Annotated in this window: 19 protein-coding genes; 14 read left to right on the forward strand and 5 right to left on the reverse strand. The window is 76.0% G+C overall.

What is annotated here, in order from left to right:
• Positions 1–996, reverse strand: coding sequence for a polysaccharide deacetylase family protein (locus OG335_RS29850; RefSeq protein ID WP_405014235.1), 996 nt, complete (start codon positions 994–996; stop codon positions 1–3).
• Positions 997–1,290: 294 nt separating this feature from the next.
• Here OG335_RS29850 and OG335_RS29855 point away from each other — a divergent pair, with 294 nt between their 5' ends.
• From OG335_RS29855 to OG335_RS29880, 6 genes are all read left to right on the forward strand, one after another.
• Positions 1,291–1,548 (forward strand): hypothetical protein, encoded by a 258-nt coding sequence (locus tag OG335_RS29855; RefSeq protein WP_405014236.1) that lies wholly within the window; start codon positions 1,291–1,293, stop codon positions 1,546–1,548.
• A gap of 192 nt (positions 1,549–1,740) precedes the next feature.
• Positions 1,741–2,571, forward strand: coding sequence for a polysaccharide deacetylase family protein (locus tag OG335_RS29860; protein ID WP_405014237.1), 831 nt, complete (start codon positions 1,741–1,743; stop codon positions 2,569–2,571).
• The gene (locus tag OG335_RS29865; protein WP_405014238.1) at positions 2,564–3,751 is read left to right on the forward strand and encodes a glycosyltransferase family 4 protein; all 1,188 of its coding nucleotides are present in this window, start codon (positions 2,564–2,566) and stop codon (positions 3,749–3,751) included. The genes OG335_RS29860 and OG335_RS29865 overlap by 8 nt, the downstream gene beginning before the upstream one ends.
• A 31-nt stretch (positions 3,752–3,782) precedes the next feature.
• A complete protein-coding gene (locus OG335_RS29870; RefSeq protein WP_405014239.1) occupies positions 3,783–4,496 on the forward strand; it encodes a sugar transferase in 714 nt (237 codons plus the stop codon).
• A gap of 130 nt (positions 4,497–4,626) precedes the next feature.
• The gene (locus OG335_RS29875) at positions 4,627–5,295 is read left to right on the forward strand and encodes a NeuD/PglB/VioB family sugar acetyltransferase (RefSeq protein WP_405014240.1); all 669 of its coding nucleotides are present in this window, start codon (positions 4,627–4,629) and stop codon (positions 5,293–5,295) included.
• A gap of 10 nt (positions 5,296–5,305) precedes the next feature.
• Positions 5,306–5,797: an NUDIX hydrolase gene (locus OG335_RS29880; protein WP_405014241.1), complete on the forward strand. Its 492-nt coding sequence runs from the start codon at positions 5,306–5,308 to the stop codon at positions 5,795–5,797.
• Here the strand turns inward: OG335_RS29880 and OG335_RS29885 are convergent.
• Both OG335_RS29885 and OG335_RS29890 read right to left on the reverse strand, forming a co-directional pair.
• Complete coding sequence (locus OG335_RS29885) at positions 5,784–6,713, reverse strand: NAD-dependent epimerase/dehydratase family protein (RefSeq protein WP_405014242.1); 930 nt, start codon at positions 6,711–6,713, stop codon at positions 5,784–5,786. The genes OG335_RS29880 and OG335_RS29885 overlap by 14 nt on opposite strands.
• Before the next feature lie 88 nt (positions 6,714–6,801).
• Entirely contained in the window at positions 6,802–7,347 is a 546-nt protein-coding gene (locus OG335_RS29890) for a PTS-dependent dihydroxyacetone kinase phosphotransferase subunit DhaM (protein WP_405014243.1), read from the reverse strand.
• Positions 7,348–7,572: 225 nt separating this feature from the next.
• Between OG335_RS29890 and OG335_RS29895 the strand changes: the two genes are divergently transcribed.
• The 3 genes from OG335_RS29895 to OG335_RS29905 all read left to right on the forward strand — a co-directional run bounded on the left by OG335_RS29895 (position 7,573) and on the right by OG335_RS29905 (position 10,537).
• On the forward strand, positions 7,573–7,809 hold the full coding sequence (locus OG335_RS29895) for a DUF397 domain-containing protein (protein WP_405014244.1): 237 nt from the start codon (positions 7,573–7,575) through the stop codon (positions 7,807–7,809).
• Positions 7,810–8,548: 739 nt separating this feature from the next.
• Positions 8,549–9,043 (forward strand): hypothetical protein, encoded by a 495-nt coding sequence (locus OG335_RS29900; protein ID WP_405014245.1) that lies wholly within the window; start codon positions 8,549–8,551, stop codon positions 9,041–9,043.
• 297 nt (positions 9,044–9,340) lie between these two features.
• Positions 9,341–10,537, forward strand: a complete 1,197-nt coding sequence (locus tag OG335_RS29905) for an acyl-CoA dehydrogenase family protein (protein WP_405014246.1) — start codon at positions 9,341–9,343, stop codon at positions 10,535–10,537.
• A gap of 28 nt (positions 10,538–10,565) precedes the next feature.
• Here the strand turns inward: OG335_RS29905 and OG335_RS29910 are convergent, their stop codons facing one another.
• Entirely contained in the window at positions 10,566–11,735 is a 1,170-nt protein-coding gene (locus tag OG335_RS29910) for an aminoglycoside phosphotransferase family protein (RefSeq protein WP_405014247.1), read from the reverse strand.
• 443 nt (positions 11,736–12,178) lie between these two features.
• Between OG335_RS29910 and OG335_RS29915 the strand changes: the two genes are divergently transcribed.
• From OG335_RS29915 to OG335_RS29930, 4 genes are all read left to right on the forward strand, one after another.
• The gene (locus tag OG335_RS29915; protein ID WP_405014248.1) at positions 12,179–13,654 is read left to right on the forward strand and encodes a hypothetical protein; all 1,476 of its coding nucleotides are present in this window, start codon (positions 12,179–12,181) and stop codon (positions 13,652–13,654) included.
• Between the two features lie 100 nt (positions 13,655–13,754).
• Positions 13,755–14,390, forward strand: a complete 636-nt coding sequence (locus tag OG335_RS29920) for a hypothetical protein (protein WP_405014249.1) — start codon at positions 13,755–13,757, stop codon at positions 14,388–14,390.
• 333 nt (positions 14,391–14,723) lie between these two features.
• Positions 14,724–16,169, forward strand: a complete 1,446-nt coding sequence (locus tag OG335_RS29925) for a HEAT repeat domain-containing protein (protein ID WP_405014250.1) — start codon at positions 14,724–14,726, stop codon at positions 16,167–16,169.
• Between the two features lie 94 nt (positions 16,170–16,263).
• Positions 16,264–16,995 (forward strand): DUF1775 domain-containing protein, encoded by a 732-nt coding sequence (locus OG335_RS29930; RefSeq protein ID WP_405014251.1) that lies wholly within the window; start codon positions 16,264–16,266, stop codon positions 16,993–16,995.
• A gap of 79 nt (positions 16,996–17,074) precedes the next feature.
• Here the strand turns inward: OG335_RS29930 and OG335_RS29935 are convergent, their stop codons facing one another.
• On the reverse strand, positions 17,075–17,917 hold the full coding sequence (locus tag OG335_RS29935; RefSeq protein ID WP_405015574.1) for an undecaprenyl-diphosphate phosphatase: 843 nt from the start codon (positions 17,915–17,917) through the stop codon (positions 17,075–17,077).
• 299 nt (positions 17,918–18,216) lie between these two features.
• On the opposite strand from OG335_RS29935, the gene OG335_RS29940 reads away from it, so the two are divergent.
• Entirely contained in the window at positions 18,217–18,993 is a 777-nt protein-coding gene (locus OG335_RS29940) for an SDR family NAD(P)-dependent oxidoreductase (protein WP_405014252.1), read from the forward strand.
• Positions 18,994–18,998 lie beyond the last annotated feature (5 nt).

Consider the following 18,998-nt stretch of genomic DNA (forward strand, 5'->3'; position numbering starts at 1 on the left):
TCAGGCGACCGCGCCGCGCCACCGCTGCATCGCCGGCTCCAGACCCGACAGGATCGTGTCGAAGCGCCGCGTCCCGGTGGTCGAGTCGACCTGCAGCCGGCTGATCCGCAGCGGGTGCACGGGCAGCCGCGGCCCGAGCCGGTGGTCGGACAGGAACCCGAGCCGGTAGCCGAGCCGGCGCAGCACCGCGTCCGCCCGCGGGTCGTAGCCGCCGTCCGGGTAGGCGAACGCCGTCGGCGCCTCGCCGAGCCACTGGGTGAGCGCCAGGTGCGCCGCGGTGATCTCGGTGTGCACCGTCGAGTCGTCGCAGCGGCTCAGGCAGGGGTGGCCCAGCGTGTGGTTGCCGACCGCGATGTCCGCGGAGCGCAGCGCCCGCAGGTCCTCCGGCCGCAGCTGCTCCTGATGCGGCGGCCGCCGGTCGGCGCTCACCCGCAGCTCGTGCAGCGACCGGCGGCGGTCCGGGTCGGGCAGTTCCCGCAGCCGGGCCAGCAGCCGCCCCGGGTGGCCGCCGGGCAGCAGCCGGGCCCGCCCGCCGTGCCGGGCCAGGTACGCGGCCTCGTGCCACCAGAACGGCCGGTCGGTGCCGATCAGCTCGGCGATCACGAACGCCGCCGCCGGGATGCCGCGGGCGGCGAGCACCGGCATGGCATGGGTGCGCACCGAGCGGTCCGCGTCGTCGAAGGTGATCAGCACCGAGCGCGGCGGCAGCGGCCGCCCCTCGGTGACGGCCCGCTCGACGGCCTCCAGCGACACCGGGTTCGCCAGCCGGCGCAGCCGGTCGAGCTGGGCGCCGAACGAGCGCGGGTCGGTCACCCCGTGGTAGGCGAGCACCGCGAGCCGCTGGGCGGCCCGGGCGCGGAAGAGCGGCTGCGCAGGCGTGAGCCGCAGCCAGCTGCCCCGGTTGCGGGTGCCCCGGCAGGGCACGGCCGCCGGCGCGCCGCGCCGGACGGTGGTGGGCGGCGGAGTGCTGACGGTCGTCGATTCGGAGTACGGCACGCGGTTCCCCCTCGGTCGCCGCAGAGCGGCGTGGCGGTACCGTCGGCAGGCGGAGCCCGGCCTCCGACCCCGGGAACGGCGGCTCCGTCCCGGTGTGATCCGGTCCGCGACGGGGACTCCCTGCCCGCGCGGACGGCTCCTGGATCGCTCAATGTAATGGAGACCCCCGGGCCCGGCGGATGGTTGTACGGCGCTCGGCGAATTTTCGACGGGCGCACGGAAGGGGCCCTTCCGGCGCGCCGGGGCGCATCACGGGGTATGCCTTGGAAGGGGAGCCCGGTTAGCGTGGAGGACATGGTGCACACGGACGGTCACACCCCGCTCACCCGCTGGGCACGGGCCTGGAGCGGCTGCGCCCTGGAGCGCCACAAGCTGCTGCTGGCCGTCGTCGGTGCGGCGTGCGTCGCCGCCGGCATCCTCGTGGCCGTCCTCGTCCCGGAGAGTGACGGCCCGGCCTGGGTGATGGCCGTCGCCGGATGCCTGGCCGCGGGCGTCGTCCTGCTGGCCCGCGTCGCGCTGGCCTGGCTGCGCGGGCCCGCCCGGATCGGCTGAGACCGACACGCCGCGCCCGGTTCCGGTCAGGACCGGTCCGACCGGCCCCTTTTCGGCCCATCTCCGCGCTTCTTTCACATTTCCGGGGCAGCAACCCCACACTTCCCCCTACTGTGGGTCCCGCCCGGCACCCGGACGCCGCCGGGCGGGGCCGGTACGGCGCCGGGGAGGGCGCCGCGGAAGGGGAGAACGATGGGGACGACCGCCGCGCCCGCGGCCGGAAACTTCCGCAGCACGCTCAAGCGCGGCCTCGCCCGTGCGGCGGGCCGTGCACCCGGAGAGGGAGCCACCCTCCTCATCTACCACCGCATCGGCGGCGGCACCGCGGACGAACTCGACGTCCCGACCGCCGCCTTCACGGCCCAGCTCGACCTCCTCGCGGACCTCCCGCCCGGCCGGGTGGCCTCCCTCGACGAGGCCACCGACCGGCTCGCCGCCGGCCGCCGCACCCCGAGCGCCGTCCTCACCTTCGACGACGGCTTCGCCGACGTGTACGACCACGCCTGGCCCCTCCTCAAGGAGCGCGGCCTTCCGTTCACCGTCTACCTCGCCAGCGGCCACGTCGGCGGCGCGATGCGCTGGGAGGGCTCCACCGCGAAGGGCGCCCCCGCGCAGGGCCTCGACTGGGACCAGCTGCGCGAGATGACCGCCTCCGGCCTGTGCACCGTGGCCAACCACACCCGCACCCACGCCCGGCCCGTGCTGCTCACCACCGCCGAACTCGACGGCTGCAACGACGACGTCGAGGAGCACCTCGGCGTCCGCCCCCGGCACTTCGCCTACACCTGGGGCGTGCCGGTGCCGCACATGGCCGCCGCGCTGCGGGCCCGCTTCCGGACGGCCGCCACCGGCGAGGTCGGCCGCAACCTGCCGGGCTCCGACCCGGTCCGGTTCTGCCGGGTGCCCGTCCGCCGCACCGACCCCATCGACTTCTACCGGGCCAAGCTGCACGGACGGCTCGTCCCGGAGCGCGCCTACGCCCGCATCGTCGCCACCGCCAAGGCGGTGGGCGCCCGTGCCTGAGACCGACGGCACCCCCGTGCTGCCGCTGCGGCTGCGCGGCCCCGGCGGCCGCCCGCTGCGCGTCGCCCACCTGACCACCGTCGACATGAGCCTGCACCTGCTGCTCGCCACCGAGCTCGCCGTCGACCTGGAGGCCGGCTTCGAGACGTACGGCCTCAGCGCACCCGGTCCGTACGTGCCGCAGCTGGAGGCCATCGGGGTGCGGCACGAGCCGCTGCACGCGCTCACCCGCGCCTGGCAGCCGCGCGCCGACGCGGCCGCCGGGCGGGAACTGCTCGCGGCGCTCCGCCGCATCCGGCCGGACGTGCTGCACACCCACAACCCGAAGACCGGCGTGCTGGGCCGCGTCCTCGGCCGCCTCGCCGGGGTGCCCGTCGTCGTCAACACCTGCCACGGCCTCTGGGCGCAGGCCCACGACCCGTTCGCCAAGCGGGCGTTCGTGCTCGGCGCGGAAGCCGTCGCCGGGCGCTTCTCGCACGCCGAGCTCTACCAGAACGCCGAGGACCGCCGCACCCTCGCCCGCGCCGTCCCGCGGTACCGCTCCCGGGTCGTCGGCAACGGCGTCGACCTCACGCGCTTCCGCACCCGCCCCGGCGTCCGCGAGCGGGTGCGCGCCGAACTCGGCGTCGCCGACCGCGAACTGCTCGTCGGCGGAGTCGGCCGACAGGTCGCCGAGAAGGGCATCCGCGAGTACGCGGAGGCCGCCGCGGCGCTCGCGGGCAAGGCCCGCTTCGTCTGGATCGGCCCGCCCGACCCCGACAAGCCGGACGCGCTCGACGGCACCGCCGACGGCGTGGACTTCCTCGGCGCCCGCTCCGACATGCCCGACCTCTACGCCGCACTCGACGTCTTCGTGCTGCCGTCCCACCGCGAGGGGTTCTCGCGGTCCGCCATGGAGGCCGCCGCCGCGGGCCTGCCGATGGTGCTGAGCGACATACGCGGCTGCCGGGAGATCGGCATCCACGGCGAGCACCTGCTGCTCGCCCCGCCCGGCGACGTCCGGGCGCTCACCACGGCGCTCGACCGGCTCCTCACCGAGCCGGCCCTGCGCCGGGACCTCGGCGCGGCGGCCCGCTGCCGCGCCCTGGCCGAGTTCGACCAGCGCGCGGTCGCCCGGGTCTCGCTGGAGACCTACGCGGCCGTGGCCAGGGCACGAGGGCTGCCCTGGACGGTCGGCTGAGGCCGCACACCACACACCCGTTGGGGGAGACATGCAGCCTGCTGGGGGAGGGATCGGGCGCGGAGGCGACCTGCTGATCGCCGCGCTCGCCGGGATCGTCGCGGTACCGCTGGGCCTGCTGATCGCCGTGCTCGTCCGCTGCACCACGGGCGGCCCGGTGCTGTTCCGGCAGACCCGCACGGGCCTGCACGGCAAGGAGTTCGACATCCTCAAGTTCCGCACCATGCGGGACAGACGTTTCGCCGACGAGCCGGACGCCCCGCGCATCACCCGGCTCGGACGGCTCCTGCGCACCACCAGCCTCGACGAACTGCCGCAGCTGTGGAACGTCGCCCGCGGCGAGATGGGCGTCATCGGCCCCCGGCCGACCCTGCCCGAGCAGGTCGTCCACTACACCGACCGGCAGCGCGGCCGCCTCGCCGTCCGACCCGGCCTCACCGGCTGGGCCCAGGTGCGCGGCCGCAACTCGATCAGCTGGCCGCAGCGCATCGAACTCGACCTCTGGTACATCGTCCACCGCTCGGTCCCGCTCGACGTCCGCATCCTCGCCCTGACCGTCGGGGTGCTGCTGCGCCCGCACGGCGTCACCGCCGCCGGGGGCGTCAACCCGGGGTTCCCGGTCCCGGCCGGGGCGCCCGCCGGGCCCGATCCGGCGGTGGCCGAACTGCCGACCGCCCGGGTCGTCCTGCCGCGCCACGCCGCCGCGGCACGGCTCGGCCGGACGGCCGTCGAGGAGGCGTCCTGACCACGGCCCGCGCCCTGTCCCCGGCCCGCCCCCGCGGGTCTGCCTCCCGGCCCGCCCGGCCCGCCCGGCCTGTCCCGCCGCCCCGGAGGGCCGTGGGCCCGCACCGCGGCCGTGACCCGATCATGGAGCCATGACCGACGCACCGCTCTGGATCGCCGGCGCCGGGGGCGTCGGCCGTGAGGCCTACGACACCGCCCTCGCCGCCGGCACCCCGGTCGCCGGGTTCCTCGACGACCGGGCCCGCGGCACCACCGTCCGCGGCCTGCCGGTGCGCGCCCCCGCGGACGTGCCGCCCGGCGCCCGCTACCTCGTCGGCATCGCCGACCCGGCCGTCCGGCTGCGGCTGGCCGCCCTGCTCGACGCGGCGGGCGGCACGCCCGCGGTGCTCGTCCACCCGCGCGCCCTGATCGCCCCGGAGACCGAACTCGCCCCCGGCTGCCTGGTCATGGGCGGCGCGTACGTCTCCAGCAGCGTCCGGCTCGGCGCGCACAGCCAGGTGCACTACAACGCGACGGTCGGCCACGACACGGTGCTGGGGGAGCGGGTCACCGTCTACCCGGGCGGCAACGTGTCGGGGTCGGTGCGGCTGGAGGACGGCTCCACCGTCGGCTCCAACGCCGTCGTGCTGCAGGGTCTCACGGTCGGTGCGGGTGCCTTCGTCGGGGCCGCCGCCGTGGTCACCCGGGACGTCGCGCCCGGCGCGGTGGTGGCGGGCTCACCCGCCCGTCCGCTCGTCCGGCGGACGGGGAACCGAGACCCCGGGCCCGGGCCGGCGGCCGACCCGGGCCGGCCGGTCTAAGGTCGGGAGCATGGCCATTCCGACCTTCCTCGCCGAACTCCGTGCCGTCGTCGGCACCCGCCCGCTCTGGCTCTCCGGCGTCGCCGCCGTCATCGTCGACGACCGCGGCAGAGTGCTGCTCAACCGCCGCAGCGACAACGGGAAGTGGGCGCTGATCGGCGGCATCCTCGACCCGGGGGAGCAGCCCGCCGAGGGCCTCGCCCGCGAGTGCTTCGAGGAGGCCGGCGTGACGGTCGAGCCCGAGCTGCTCACCTCGGTCAGCGTCTCCCCGGAGATCCACTACCCGAACGGCGACCGGGCGACCTACCTCGACCTGACGTTCCGCTGCCGCGTGGTGGCGGGCGAGGCGCACGTCAACGACGACGAGTCGCTGGAGGTCGCGTGGTTCGGGCCCGATGCCCTCCCCGAGCTCGACGACTACACCCTGGACCGGCTGAAGACCGCCCTGGCCGGCGCCGACCGGACGGTCTTCGCGTTCGCGCCGCCCGTCAGCGGGAGCTGAACCACTCCGCCGTCCGCTCCAGGCCCTCCCGCAGCTCCACGGGCCGGACGTCCGGGAACAGCGCCCGCAGCCGCCCGTTGTCGGCCTGCGAGTCCCGGACGTCCCCGGCCCGCGGCTCGGTGTGCGCGGTCTCCAGCGGCCGTCCCAGCACCGACCCCAGTTCCGCGACCAGCTCCATCAGCGTCGTCCGGGTGCCGAACGCCAGGTTGACCGGGTCCGGGTGGACGACCCGGCGCAGCACCGCCTCGGTCAGCACCTGCGCCACCGTGCCGACGTACGTGAAGTCACGGCTCTGCCCGCCGTCGCCGTGCACCGTGAGCGGCCGGCCCGCGATCGCCGCGTCGAGGAACGCCGGCACCACGGCCGCGTACGCGTGCCCGGCCGGCTGCAGCGGGCCGAAGACGTTGAAGAACCGCAGCGGCAGCACGCCCAGCCCGTAGCAGTGGTGATAGGCCGCCAGGTACGCCTCCGTGGCGAGCTTGCTCACCGCGTACGGGCTCATCGGGGCGGTGCGCATCGTCTCGCGCTTCGGCAGCTCCCGGTTGGCGCCGTACACCGAGGACGAGGAGGCGGCGGCGACGTAGAGGCCGCCCGCCCGGCGGGCGGCCTCCAGCACCTGCAGGGTGCCGGTGGCGTTGGCGTGGTGGCTGGCCAGCGGGTCGGCCACCGAGCGCGGCACGGACGGCAGCGCGGCCAGGTGCACCACGGCGTCGGCGCCCGCGAAGGCGGTGTCGAGCAGGGCCGGGTCCAGCACGGTGCCGTGGTGGAAGGAGAGGTCGAGGCCGTCGAGGTTCGCCTTGTCGCCGGTGGACAGGTCGTCCACCACCCGGACCTCCTCGACCTCCGGGCGGGCCAGCAGGGCCCGCGCCAGGTTCGCGCCGATGAAGCCGGCCCCGCCGGTGACGACCACGCGCATGCTGGGATCCCCTTCGCACGGCCGGAGCCTCCCCGCCCCGGCACCGCCCCGATGCTAGCGGCGCACCCGGCCGTGCCGCGGGCGAACCTCACATGTGGGGCCCACCCGTCTTGTGCTGCCGGAACGTCTCCTCCGCCGCGTCGAGCACGGCCGTCAGATCGCCGCCCGCGGTGGCCGTCGCCACGGCCGCCACCGCGCCCTCCACGAACGGCGCGTCGGCGAAGCGCACCGGGAACGGCAGCCCGTGCTCGTCCGCGTCGGCGATCAGCGCGAGGACGGTGGAGACCGCGCCGTCCAGGTCGGAGAGCACCGCCACCCCGTGCCCCTGGTCGACCCGCCGGGCCGCGGCCGCGACGAGCACGGCGCTGGTGCCCAGCCCGTCCGGGCTGCCGCCGGTCGCCGCGACGGGCGACGGGTCCTCGCTGCGCGCGAGCGACAGCGCGAGCGTCCGTACGGCCAGGGCCAGTTCCTCGCTGTGCGACACCAGCACCACACCGACCCGGCCGAGCCCCGCGGGCCGGCTGGGCCGCGGCACCGGAGCCGGGGCGGACCGGGTCGCGGGCGCGACGCCGGTGGGTGCCGACGGTGCGTCGGAGATCGGGATCACATCACGCGTGCCGGCCCGGCGGTCCATCGGCGGCTCCCTGGGGCTGCGGTTCCTGAACGGATCCGAAGGCTCGAAGCAACCACTCTGGCAGCCCGGCGCGCCCATCCCGGCCAATGGGCGGCCGTGTCTACCACAACGGCCCGGTGTCGGACGGGCGATCCGCGGAATCCGGCCCCCCGGGCGGGAAGCCGGCGCCCCGACGGCGGCCCGCTGACTACGCTGGAGGCCGGACGACGTCGGGAGGAGCACGGCATGACGGCCAACACCGTGACGGGCGCGGGGAACACCGCGAAGCACCGGCCCGATCTGGGCGGCGCGGAGTGGCTCTCGGGGAGCCGGGGATCGGGCGACGTGCAGATCGCGTTCGTCGACGGCTGCATCGCGATGCGGGACGGGCGGCAACCGGACGGGCCGGCCCTGATCTTCACCCCGGCGGAGTGGCGGGCCTTCGTCCTCGGCGCCCGGGACGGCGAGTTCGACCTCGGCTGACGCGTACGCGGTGCCGGCGGACGGACGACACGCCGCGGACCTCGGGCTGAACCGGCGGTGACGGCCGGGAGGTCACAAATGAATTCTGATGGTCCGAAACTCGTTGACTGCTGCACGAGCAGCGGCTCACAGTATGGAGCAGGCAGACGCCGTGCCGACCGCCCCCACGCGGTCGTGCACGGCGCCCGCTGTGCTGCCCGCCACCGGCTACGGCGACGAGCTCCTCCCGATGTGTCCCCACGCACCGGAGTGCGTCGGCCGGCCCGGCCCCGTGGAGGGCCGGTGTCGCCGGGAGGCAGGCACCGCGTCCGAGAGCTACTCGGTCGAGGTGCCGGTGTGTCCGGGATCCGCACGCCCCCACGCGGCGGTGTCCCGGACAGGTCCGCGGAAGCGACGGGCCTGGGGCCCCGCGAACCTGGCTCTTGGTGTTGTCCGGTCACGACCGGCCGGGCCGGATCCGGCGTCCTGGCGGACGGCGGTGCCGACAACGGTCGATCAGGTCTGTTCGCACGACGGTGTGCTGGATGAGGTACAGCGTGGCATGGCACGCCTGAACAAGCCGCCCCCCGGTGGGACGTGCCCACAGCGGTTGTCGTGCTGAACCGAACGTAGCCCGGACGGTTGCTCAGAGTCAACATTGGTCTCTGAGCGTCGATGCCGGTCGACGGCCGCCACGCGCCCGCGTACGCCGGGGCACCCGCGCGCCGTCCGGACGGCAACGGCCACGTACGATGGTGCCATGTCTTTCCTCCGCCGTCGCTCCGGCTCCCCCGCAGGCCCGGACTTCGACGTGCTCGCGATGGACCCGGGCGACTGGCCCGGCCACTTCGGGGCCATGACCATGACCGGCCAGGACGGCTCCTGTCAGGGGATCTTCCTGCGCTACGACCTCTTCGGCGGCCGGGGCCCGGCCATGTTCATCGGCAACCTGCCGGACGGCTCGCCGGCCCGCGAGCCCGAGGACGGCGTGCCCTTCGAGATCCGGCAGCTGCTCGCCGCGCTGGAGAACGACGAGCCGGTGGACCTCGTCTCGACCGAGGACTTCCCCGTGCTGCTCGGCGACGACCTCCTCATCGTGAAGAAGGTCAAGGTCAGCGAGGAGCGGGTGTTCTGCTCGCAGTTCGACCGCAGCGACGGCGTGCTCGTCACCATCGCCTCCTGGGACAGACCGATCGCGGACGACCTCTACCAGCTGCTCAAGCCGCTGCCCGCGGAGATGTTCCAGCAGGGCTGAACGCACCGGTACGACCGCGCTTGACGGTGTCGATCAATGCTTCGTACAGTCACGGGCATGCCGTGCCGCCCCCTGCTCACCCGCCGCAGAGTCGTCGACCTGCGCCGTGACGCCGGCGGGACGTGTCCGGGCCGCTGATCGGGGGCCCCGCCTCCTCACCGTCCCCACGGCACCGGGACCTCTCCGGCCGCCGCCCCCCCCACGCGGGACGCCGGTGCCCGCCCACCGCCGGGGCCGTACCGTCGGCCCCCGCGTGCCGCCCGCACCCTGCCGCGTCCCCAGCCCGGAGGCACCTCCATGACCCCGACGCCGCCGCCGGCCGACGACCGCGCCGCCGTCTCCGACGCCCTCGCCCGCCTGCCCCGCGTGGCCGACCTCCTCTCCGCCCGCGCCGAGGAGCACGACCGCGACGGCACCTTCCCCTACCAGGGGATCGAGGCCGTCCACGAGGCCGGGCTGCTCACCCTGACCGTCGCCCGCCGCCACGGCGGCGCCGGCGCCGGACTGGCCGACACCGTCCGCGTCCTCGCCGGCCTCGGCCGCGGCGACGCCTCCGTCGCCGTGCTCACCGCCCACACCCTGCTGCTCCACGCCGAACAGGCCAGGGCCGGCCTCTGGCCCGCCGCCGCCTACCGCCGCCTGCTCACCGAGTCGCGCCGGGGCCCCGCCCTGCTCGGCGCGCTCCGCACCGAACCCGGCGGCCCGGCGGGCGCACCGCCCGCCACCGTCGCCCGCTGGGACGGCGAGGCCTGGGAACTGACGGGCCGCAAGACCGACTGCAGCGGCGCCGAGGCGCTCTCCTGGATGGCCGTGCACGCCCGCACCGACGAACCCGTGCCCCGGACGGGCGTCTTCCTCGTCCGCGGCGACAGCCCCGGCCTGGAGATCGACCCGGTCTGGGACCAGCTCGGCCTGCGCGCGAGCGCCGGGCACGACGTCCTCCTGGACGGCGTGCGCGTCGCCGCCGACCACGCCGTACGCCTCACCGCCGCCGGACCGGCCGGCCCCGACCGGCACGCCGCCACCGACACGTCACGCGCCTGGCACCTCCTCGCGCTGTCCGCCGTCCACCTCGGCATCGCCCGCGCCGCACAGGACTGGCTGATCCGCTTCCTCCAGCAGCGCACCCCGGCCAACCTCACCGAGCCGCTCGCCACCCTGCCGCGCTACCGCACCGCCCTCGGCGGCATCGAGGCCTCGTTGATCGGCGCCGAGGAACTCCTCGACGCCCTCGCCGCCGGCGTCGACCGCGGCGACCCCGCCGCCGCCGAGCGGGCCGCGGCCGGCCAGCTCCTCGCCAACCGGGCCGCCACCGACGCCGTGCAGCAGGCCGTCACCCTCACCGGCAACCCCGGCCTGAGCCGCCGCCACCCGCTGGAGCGCTACCTCCGCGACGTGCTCAGCGGCCGGATGCACTTCCCCGCCGAGGAGACCGTGCTGGAGGCCGCGGGCCGCGCGGCACTCGCCCGGGGCGGACCCCGCCGCGCCGGCTGAGAGACCCAGCCGGCCGGGACCCGGCCGGTCAGCGGGTGCCGACCGCCGTGCGGACGGCCCGGCGGGCGAGCCCCGCGTCGTCGTACAGCCGGCGGATCATGATGCGCTGCTCCTCGCCGGCGCCCGGCACGTCGTGCAGCCGGATCTCCCGCATCAGCACCAGCACCAGGTTGACCAGGAAGGCGTCCCGTGCCAGCGTGCCGCCGGACTGCGCGAGCTGGCTGATCTGCCGCCGGGCCGCGGTGTCGCCCGAGAGCACGCTCCACAGCACCGCCAGGTCGTAGCCCGGCAGGTACCAGCCGGCCTCCTCCCAGTCGAGCAGCACCGGCCCGGACGGCGCCAGCAGCAGGTTGCCGAGCAGTGCGTCTCCGTGGCAGAGCTGCCGGGGGGTGTTCGACAGGCCGTGCATCAACTGGCGCAGGTCGCTCGCGTCCCGGTCGGTCAGCTGGCCGACCGAGTGGAACCGCGCGATCTCCGTGCCGTAGTCGAGCGGGCGCCCGAAGACGTCCGCCGGCGGGCGCCACAGGTTGAGGGTGCGCACCGCGCCCAGCACCGCCCGCACCTCGCCGGGGGTCGGCGGGTTCACCGGGTGGCGCTCGCGCGCGGCCGGCCGGCCCGGCACCCGCTCCAGCACCAGCACGCAGCGGTCGTGGTCGGCCGCCACCAGCCGCGGCAGCCGTACCGGCGGACGGTGCCGGACGAACGCCCGGTACACCGCCACCTCGTGGTGGAAGCGCGCGATCAGCTGCTCGTCCCTGGCCGCCTGCGGGGCCAGGCACTTGGCCACCACCGGGGCCCGGCCGATCGTCCCGGCGATGATGATGTGGCGGCTTCCCTCCCGCAGCACCTGCCGCGGCAGGAAGGCGGGACATATCCGCGAGATCGAGGCGAGCGCCGCCTTCACGGCGGGCGTCTGCAACGCCGCCGGATCGACCCGGTCGACGAACCCCTCCGCGGTGCGCGAGGTCAGCACACGGCCGCCGAGCGGCCGGGGCGCGGCCTCGCCGGGCCGGGGCCCGACCACGGTGCGCGCCAGGGCGGCGCGGGGGTCGCGGACCTCGGCGCCGCGGAGTGCGGGCCGGCCGCCGGTCGCGGTCGGGGGGCGCAGGCCCGGGCGGGCCTGGCCCTGGGGGTGGCGGGCCGTACCCGGATCGGCGGCCGGGGCGTTACGGGTGCCGGTGCTGGCTGTGGAGTACATGGGCTGGTGAGGGTCCCTTCCTGGCGACTGGGGTGCCGTCGTGCCCGGCGGCGCCTGCTCTCTCCGCGGTGCCGTGGGCGGGCCCGGGTGGAGTGCGGGCGTCGGGCGCGGTGCCGGCGAGCCCGTTCCGTCCGCACCCTGGGGAATGCGGTCGTCCCGTACTGCCGCGCCGTGCCCGACGCCCCCGCGCCACCCGGCTGCGCCACCCCCTCCACGGGGCCCCTCGCGGGGGCCCCGCCCGGTGCTCCTGACGGCCTGTCGGGCCGGAATCGTGGACGTTCCGGCACCGACCGGTCCGAAGTCGGGGTGGCGCATTCCTACCTGACACCCCGTCGGTACTGGCACACCATGTGGCGTGCCCTGGCGAAGCCTGGCGAATGGTCGCCTGGCATGTGACAGAGCCACTACTGTCGAAAGCAAGCCGAGGAACCTGGGGGCTTCACGTGAGCAAGGGGCCGAACACCAGACTCGCCGACCTCTTCGCCCTGACCGGATGGTCCAAGGGCGAACTGGCCAGGCTGGTCAACCGGCGCGGTGCGGCGATGGGTCAGCAGCAGCTGTCCACCGACACCTCGCGGGTGCGGCGCTGGATCGAGCAGGGGGAGATCCCCCGCGATCCGGTGCCGAGGGTGCTCGCCGCGGTGTTCACGGAGCGGCTCGGTCGTGTCGTCACCACGGAGGACCTCGGTCTGGAGCGACACCGGCCCACCAGGGCTGGCACCCCCACGGAGACGGCGGCGGTGGTGCCCTGGCAGCCGGATCGGACAGCGGCGGTCCTCACCGAGTTCACGGGAATGGACCTCATGCTGAACCGCCGCGGACTGGTCGGCGCGGGCGCAGCCCTCGCCGCCGGCACCGTCATCGCCGACAACCTCCACGACTGGCTCACCGGCGACGGCGTCGCGTACGCCGCCGAACGCCCCGGGCCACGCCACGTGCTCACCCGTGGCGGCCCGCAGCCCGTCGTCGACGTCTACGACGCCGGCCCCGTCGGCAACGACGAGGTGACGGCCCTCGAACGGTCCGTCGACGTCTTCCGAGCCTGGGACGCCTCCCGCGGAGGCGGGCTCCAGCGCAAGGCCGTCGTCGGCCAGCTCAACGAGGTCGGCGGCCTGCTCACCCACCGCCACGCCCCCGCCGTCGAGCGCCGGCTGTGGACGGTCGCCGCCAACCTCGCCGTCCTCGCCGGCTGGATGTCGCACGACGTCGGCCTGGAACCCACCGCACAGAAGTACTTCGTCATCGCCGCGCAGGCCGCCAAGGAGGCCGACGACCGGCCGCGGGCCGGCGAGGCCATCTCCCGCGCGGCCCGACAGATGCTGCACCTCGGCCGCGCCGACGACGCCCTGGAGCTCATGCAGCTCGCCCAGGCCAGTGCCGGCGACCGGGCCCAGCCCCGCACCCGCGCCATGCTGCAGACCGTCGAGGCCTGGGCGCAGGCCTCGCTCGGACGCTCCGAGGCCACCCGGCGGGTCCTCGGCGAGGCCGAGGACCTCTTCGTGCAGGAGGCCGACGAGGCGCCGCCGAGCTGGATGCAGCTCTTCAACGAGGCCGAGCTGCACGGCATGCAGGCCCTCGTCTACCGCACCCTCGCCGAGCACGACCCCGGCGCGGCCCGGCTCGCCGAGCACCACGCCCAGCGGGCCATCGCCCTGCGCCCCACCGGCGGCCGCGAGCGCTCCGCCCTGCTCGACCAGATCACGCTGGCCTCGGTCTACTGGATCTCCGGCGAGCCCGACGCGGCCTGCCTGCAGGCGAAGCTGGCGATGAACGCGATCAACCAGACGTCCTCCCTGCGCACCTGGGACCGGCTGCGCGAGATGTACCGCCTGGCCGGCCGCTACCAGGCCCTGCCGGAGGTGGCCGAACTGCGCGCGGAGATCGACTCCGTCATGCCCGACCGGCGCCGCCGGGTCTGACCCGCCTGTCGCCCGCCCGCCGCGGTCCCGCTACGGTGCTCCCGGTCCGTGGCGGCCGGCGCTCCCGCGCCGGTCCGGTGGGTGGGGAAGGGCGTGGGGCGTGCGAGGGTTCCGGAGTTCCGTCGGGGTGGCGGCGGCCGCCGTCCTGGCGCTGGCGGGCTGCACGTCGACGGGCGGCGGCCCCGCCGCCGCACCGCCGTCGGCGCCGCTCCCGGCACCGACGGCCGACCGGCTGCCCCCGGTGGCCCCGGCGGCGGTCGGCGAGGCCCGGCGGATCACCCGTCCCGGCCTCGCCGAGCGGATGGGCGACCGGCTCGGAGAGCTCGTCCCGTTCCCGGCCCGGCTCGGCGAACCCGTCGCGGCGGCGTACGACATCAACCGGCCGTTCTACGTCGCGGCCGTCGGCATCGCCCGGCCCGCTCCGGAGGATCCCGCCGCGCGGGCCGATCTGGCGCTGCAGGCCGCGGTCGGTGCGAGCTCCGCCGGGTCGCGGCCGCGGCTCGCGGGGGTGCGCACCGTCGGCGCGGCCGGGGGCGGGGCCGTCGTCGTGCGCTGCGCGGCGCTGGTGCTGCAGGGCTCGTCCGGGCCGTGGGAGATGCCGGCCTGCGGCTGGGCCGACGACCGGAGCACCGGGGTGGTGCTGGACGGCCGGACGGTCTCGCCCCGCACGCCGGCCGACCTCGACGCGGCGGCGGAGCTCGTCGCCCGGGTGCGTGCCGCGCTGGCGGCGCCGTAACGGCCGGACACCTCCGCGCGGGGCCCCTGTCCGGGGCCGCTGTCCGGGGTTGCGGGGCCCGGCGGGCCGTGCCCGGTCCGGGGGGATCTGCACACATCGGTGAAGATTTCTCCTCCCGCGCGGGCGACCGCCCCGGCGGACCCCCGGAGGAGGGGCGTGCGGCGGGCCGCCGGGGCCGGGTGCGGGGGCCGTTCTGCCTTGCCCTGTGTGCGGACCGGGCGGTCAGGCGGTAGCCTTCGGTGATTCCGGCGCCCGGGCGCCTGTCCAGGACATTCCACCCCCGGCGACGGAAATCCCGTTGCCACGACGACCGCCGCAACGGATGCTGACCTCATGTTCGAGCCAGTGATAGCGCCCAGTGCCAGCCTTGTCGGCCTCCTCCAGAGAGGCCGCGGCGACGGGCAGCTGCATGCCCTGGCAGCCGACCGGGCCGAGGCCGTCACCGCGCTGGAGACCTGTGTCACGCAGGACCCCCGGGTCGACTGGCAGGTCGAGAACCGCTCCCTCTACTACGCGCGCCTCTACATGGAGCTGGAGGCGCCGCTCACGGGCCTCCGCAACCATCTGCACTCCGCCGACGACGCCCTCGACCAGGACGAGTCCCGGACGGGCCTCGCGCTCGCCGTCCTCGGCCACCTCGCCGCCTACGGCCGCCGCGACGCCCTCGACCTGCTGCGCGGCTACGCGGCCGCCGGCTGGAACTGGGCCTGGGCGCTGGACGAGCTGGCGCTGCGCGACGACGACCGGTCGCTGCTCGACCTGGCCCCCGCCGTCCTCGACCGCTTCCCCGCAGGCCCCGCCGGCGACGCCGAGCTGCGCGCCGCCATCCGCGGCGCGTACGAGCCCCGCCCCTGGCGGCTGTGGGCCGCGCACCACCCCCGGGTGGCCTCGGCCGGCGAGCAGTCACCCTTCGACCTCTGGCAGCGCCAGCTGAACCGCGGCGGGGTCACCCCCGGCTGGAGCACCGCCGACGTGCTCGCCTGGGCCGACCGGCCCGACCCGGACGCCGCCGGCGAACCCGACACCGCGGCCGCCGCGCGCCGGGCCGCCGCGGCCGCCCGCTGCCTGGCCGCCGTCGTCCGCCCCCAGGACCGCGAGACGGTGCTGAACGCCGCCCGGCACGGAGAGCCGGGGGCCCGCAGAGCCGCCCTCCGCTACCTGGTCGACCAGAGCGATCCCGCGGCGGCCGGCCTGATCGAGGCGGCCGCCGCCGACGTCGACGAGCGCATCGTCACCGGCGCCCTGGAGGTGCTGGGCCGGATGCGCGGACCCGAGGCCCTCGGGCACGCCCGCCGCTGGGCCGACCCCGCGACCGGCGGAGCCGACAGCGCCCTGGGCGAAGCAGCCGTGCAACTCCTCGCCGACGCCGGGGAGCCCGCCGACGGCCCGATGGTGGTGGACGCGCTGCGCCGCTGGATCTCCGCCCGCGGGGTCGAGGGCGCCGGACTGGCCACCCTGGTCGACGGTGTGGGGCGGCTGGCCGCCGCCGGTGCCGTACCCGCCCTGCGCCACGTGTACGGCGAGACCGTCTCCTCCGAGCTCCGCGGCCGTGCCGCCCGTGCGCTGGCCGTCACCGACCCGCACTTCGCGCAGGGGCCTGCCGTCGAATGCCTGTGGGACTGCGAGGAGTCGACCCGTGAACTGGCCGCACGGCACGTCACCACGACGGGTGACGTGCGCGTGCTGGAGCGGTTGCGGCGGCTGGCCGCCGATCCGGCCGAGGAGGCCGAGGTGCACGCGGCCGTACGCGTGCGGCTGACCGCCCGGGAACGGCCCTAGATCATCGAAGGCGGCGATTCCGGACGGTGCGCGCCCGGCCGTGCGGGATGATGGGTCGGCCCACCGTCAGCTCGCCCTTTTGGAGCACCGGCGCATGAACCGACCCCGTCTCCTCGCCCGCCTCGCGACAGTGCCGGCCGCCGTGCTGGGCGCGCTGGCCCTGGCCGGCCCGGCCTCCGCCCACGTCGAGGTCGAGTCCGCCACCGCGCGGGCGCTGGCCGTCGACGCCGTGATCGCCTTCGACGCCGAGGGGGAGTCCGCCACCGCGGGGATCGACAAGGTCACCGTCGCGCTGCCGACCGGGATCGCGCCCGCGGACGTGACCCTCGTCGAGGCGCCGAAGGGCTGGACGTTCACCCCGACCCCGGACGGCTACCAGGTGGCGGGCACCGCGCTCGCCCCGGGGAAGAGCGCCGCGTACACGGTGAAGGTCCGCCAGCTGCCGAACGCCTCGTCGGTCGCCTTCAAGTCGCTCGTGACGTACTCCGACGGCCAGGTCGACCGGTGGATCGAGCTGCCGAAGAACGGCGCGGCACCGGCGCACCCGGCGCCCGTGCTCAAGCTGGCGGCGGCCTCGCCGGGGGCCACTCCGCTCCCGGCCGCGCCCGCGTCGCCCTCCGCCTCGCCGCCGGCGCCGGCCTCGTCCGCGCCCTCCGGGGAGCCCTCCCCGTCGGCGTCCGCGGGCACGACGCCGTCCGACTCCTCCGACGACTCCTCCGGCGGCCTCTCCGGGGGCGGCATCGCGACGATCGTCGGGGTGGGCGTCCTGGCGGTGGCGATCGTGGCGGTGCTGGTGCGCCGCCGCCGGACCGGCGGCCGGGACTGACCGCGGACGTGCCCGGGGGCCCGTCCGTGCGGACGGGCCCCCGGGGTGCGGCCGGTGTCGCCGGGCGGGGAGGGGCCGGTTACTCCACGGCCCCGGCGTCCGGTGCGAGCACGCCCGCGGTGACCAGTCCGATGATCAGCAGGCCCAGCAGCACGCGGTAGACCACGAACGGCATGAAGCTGTTGTGCGAGATGTACTTCAGGAACCACGCGATGGCGGCGTAGCCGACGACGAAGGCGATCACGGTGGCCAGCAGGGTCGGGCCCCAGGCGGGCGCCGGGCCCTCGCCGATCTTGAAGAGCTCCAGCGTGCCGGAGGCGAGCACCGCCGGGATCGCCAGCAGGAACGAGTACCGGGCCGCGGCCTCCCGGCTGTAGCCGAGGAGCAGGCCGGCGCTGATGGTGCCGCCCGACCGTGAGACACCGGGGATCAGCGCGAGCGCCTGCGCGAAGCCGTACGTGACGGCGTGCGGCAGGGTGAGGTCGCTGATCGGACGGGCGTTGCGCACCGCCCGGGAGCGGTCCGCGACGGCGAGGATCAGGCCGAAGACGACGAGCGTCGTGCCGATCACCCGCAGGTCGCGCAGCGAGGTCTCGATGGTGTCCTGGAACACCGCGCCGAGGAGGCCGATCGGGAGGGTGCCGACGATGACGAACCAGCCCATCCGGGCGTTGGGGTCGCTGCGGCGGGCCGGGTCGAACAGCGAGGCGAACCAGGCGCCGATGATCGCGGCGATGTCCTTGCGGAAGTAGATGAGCACCGCCGACTCGGTGCCCAGCTGGGTCACCGCGGTGAACGCCGCTCCCGGGTCGTCCCAGCCCAGCAGTGCCGAGGACACCCGCAGATGGGCGCTGGAGGAGACGGGGAGGAACTCCGTGAGTCCCTGGATGAGGCCGAGGACGGCCCCGTGGAACCAGTCGATCACCGGGCACCCGCCAGGGGTGTCCGTCGGTGGGTGCGCATCGGGTCGGGTGTTTCCTGTTCTTGTGGTGGCGGCCGTGCGCGCCGGGGTGCGGCCGCGGTCGCCGCGGCGATCCGCGCCGTCCGGCGCAGCTGGAGGATAAGCAGTCAAGATGGCCGGGACCTGTCCGCACGGTCAAGGTCCGGTATCGGGAGCCCCTCCGGGCCGTGGCCGCTCCCGAACTGACGGCATGTCAGCCCTGCCCCGGAGCGGGCGCCGCGGCATGCTGGGCGGGGCACACCACGGACGGGAGCAACGGCATGGGCGAGGGCACGGGCGGACGGCTGGCGGGCAGGTCGGCCCTGGTGACGGGCGCCGCCCGCGGCATCGGCCGGGCGACGGCCGAGCTCTTCGCCGCCGAGGGCGCACGCCTGGTGCTCGCCGACGTCGACGGCGAGGCCGTCACCGCCCTGGGCGGAGCCCTCACCGAGGGCGGCGCCGAGGCCCGCACGGTGACCGGGGACGTCTCGGTGCCCGCGGACGCCCGGGCGATGGTCGACGCGGTGGTGGACGCCTACGGGCGGATCGACGTGCTCGTCGCCAACGCGGGCGTCCTCCCGCTGCACACCGTCGCCGAGGCCACCCCCGAGGACTGGGACACCGTGATGGCGGTCGACGGCCGGGGCATGTTCCTCACCTGCAAGTACGCGATCGAGCGGATGACGGCGGCCGGCGGCGGCTCGATCGTCTGCCTCTCCTCGATCTCCGGTGTCGCGGGCCAGGCCGGCCAGGCGGTGTACGGCCCGGCGAAGTTCGTCGCCACCGGGCTCACCAAGCACCTCGCGGTCGAATGCGCGCCGCAGAACATCCGGGTCAACGCGGTGGCCCCCGGCACGATCCGCACCGACCGGGTGATCCGCCTCGCCGACGAACCGGGCGGGCCGGAGTACCTCGGCGCGATCGTCGGACGCCACCCGATGGGCCGCCTCGGGGAGCCGGCCGAGGTCGCGCGGGCCGTCCTCTTCCTCGCCTCCGACGAGGCGTCGTTCGTCACCGGCGCCGTGCTCCCGGTGGACGGCGGCTACCTCGCCCAGTGAGGCGG

The organism is Kitasatospora sp. NBC_01539 (assembly GCF_045040525.1).
Taxonomy (GTDB): domain Bacteria; phylum Actinomycetota; class Actinomycetes; order Streptomycetales; family Streptomycetaceae; genus Kitasatospora.

What these genes read in the sequence shown, in the direction of transcription:
- OG335_RS29890 (WP_405014243.1), bottom strand. Translation starts at nt 7,347, where the DNA reads ATGGACCGCCGGGCCGGCACGCGTGATGTGATCCCGATCTCCGACGCA.
- OG335_RS29895 (WP_405014244.1), top strand. Translation starts at nt 7,573, where the DNA reads ATGACGGCCAACACCGTGACGGGCGCGGGGAACACCGCGAAGCACCGG.
- OG335_RS29855 (WP_405014236.1), top strand. Translation starts at nt 1,291, where the DNA reads ATGGTGCACACGGACGGTCACACCCCGCTCACCCGCTGGGCACGGGCC.
- OG335_RS29905 (WP_405014246.1), top strand. Translation starts at nt 9,341, where the DNA reads ATGACCCCGACGCCGCCGCCGGCCGACGACCGCGCCGCCGTCTCCGAC.
- OG335_RS29885 (WP_405014242.1), bottom strand. Translation starts at nt 6,713, where the DNA reads ATGCGCGTGGTCGTCACCGGCGGGGCCGGCTTCATCGGCGCGAACCTG.
- OG335_RS29910 (WP_405014247.1), bottom strand. Translation starts at nt 11,735, where the DNA reads ATGTACTCCACAGCCAGCACCGGCACCCGTAACGCCCCGGCCGCCGAT.
- OG335_RS29870 (WP_405014239.1), top strand. Translation starts at nt 3,783, where the DNA reads ATGCAGCCTGCTGGGGGAGGGATCGGGCGCGGAGGCGACCTGCTGATC.
- OG335_RS29875 (WP_405014240.1), top strand. Translation starts at nt 4,627, where the DNA reads ATGACCGACGCACCGCTCTGGATCGCCGGCGCCGGGGGCGTCGGCCGT.
- OG335_RS29860 (WP_405014237.1), top strand. Translation starts at nt 1,741, where the DNA reads ATGGGGACGACCGCCGCGCCCGCGGCCGGAAACTTCCGCAGCACGCTC.
- OG335_RS29900 (WP_405014245.1), top strand. Translation starts at nt 8,549, where the DNA reads ATGTCTTTCCTCCGCCGTCGCTCCGGCTCCCCCGCAGGCCCGGACTTC.
- OG335_RS29925 (WP_405014250.1), top strand. Translation starts at nt 14,724, where the DNA reads ATGTTCGAGCCAGTGATAGCGCCCAGTGCCAGCCTTGTCGGCCTCCTC.
- OG335_RS29930 (WP_405014251.1), top strand. Translation starts at nt 16,264, where the DNA reads ATGAACCGACCCCGTCTCCTCGCCCGCCTCGCGACAGTGCCGGCCGCC.
- OG335_RS29940 (WP_405014252.1), top strand. Translation starts at nt 18,217, where the DNA reads ATGGGCGAGGGCACGGGCGGACGGCTGGCGGGCAGGTCGGCCCTGGTG.
- OG335_RS29880 (WP_405014241.1), top strand. Translation starts at nt 5,306, where the DNA reads ATGGCCATTCCGACCTTCCTCGCCGAACTCCGTGCCGTCGTCGGCACC.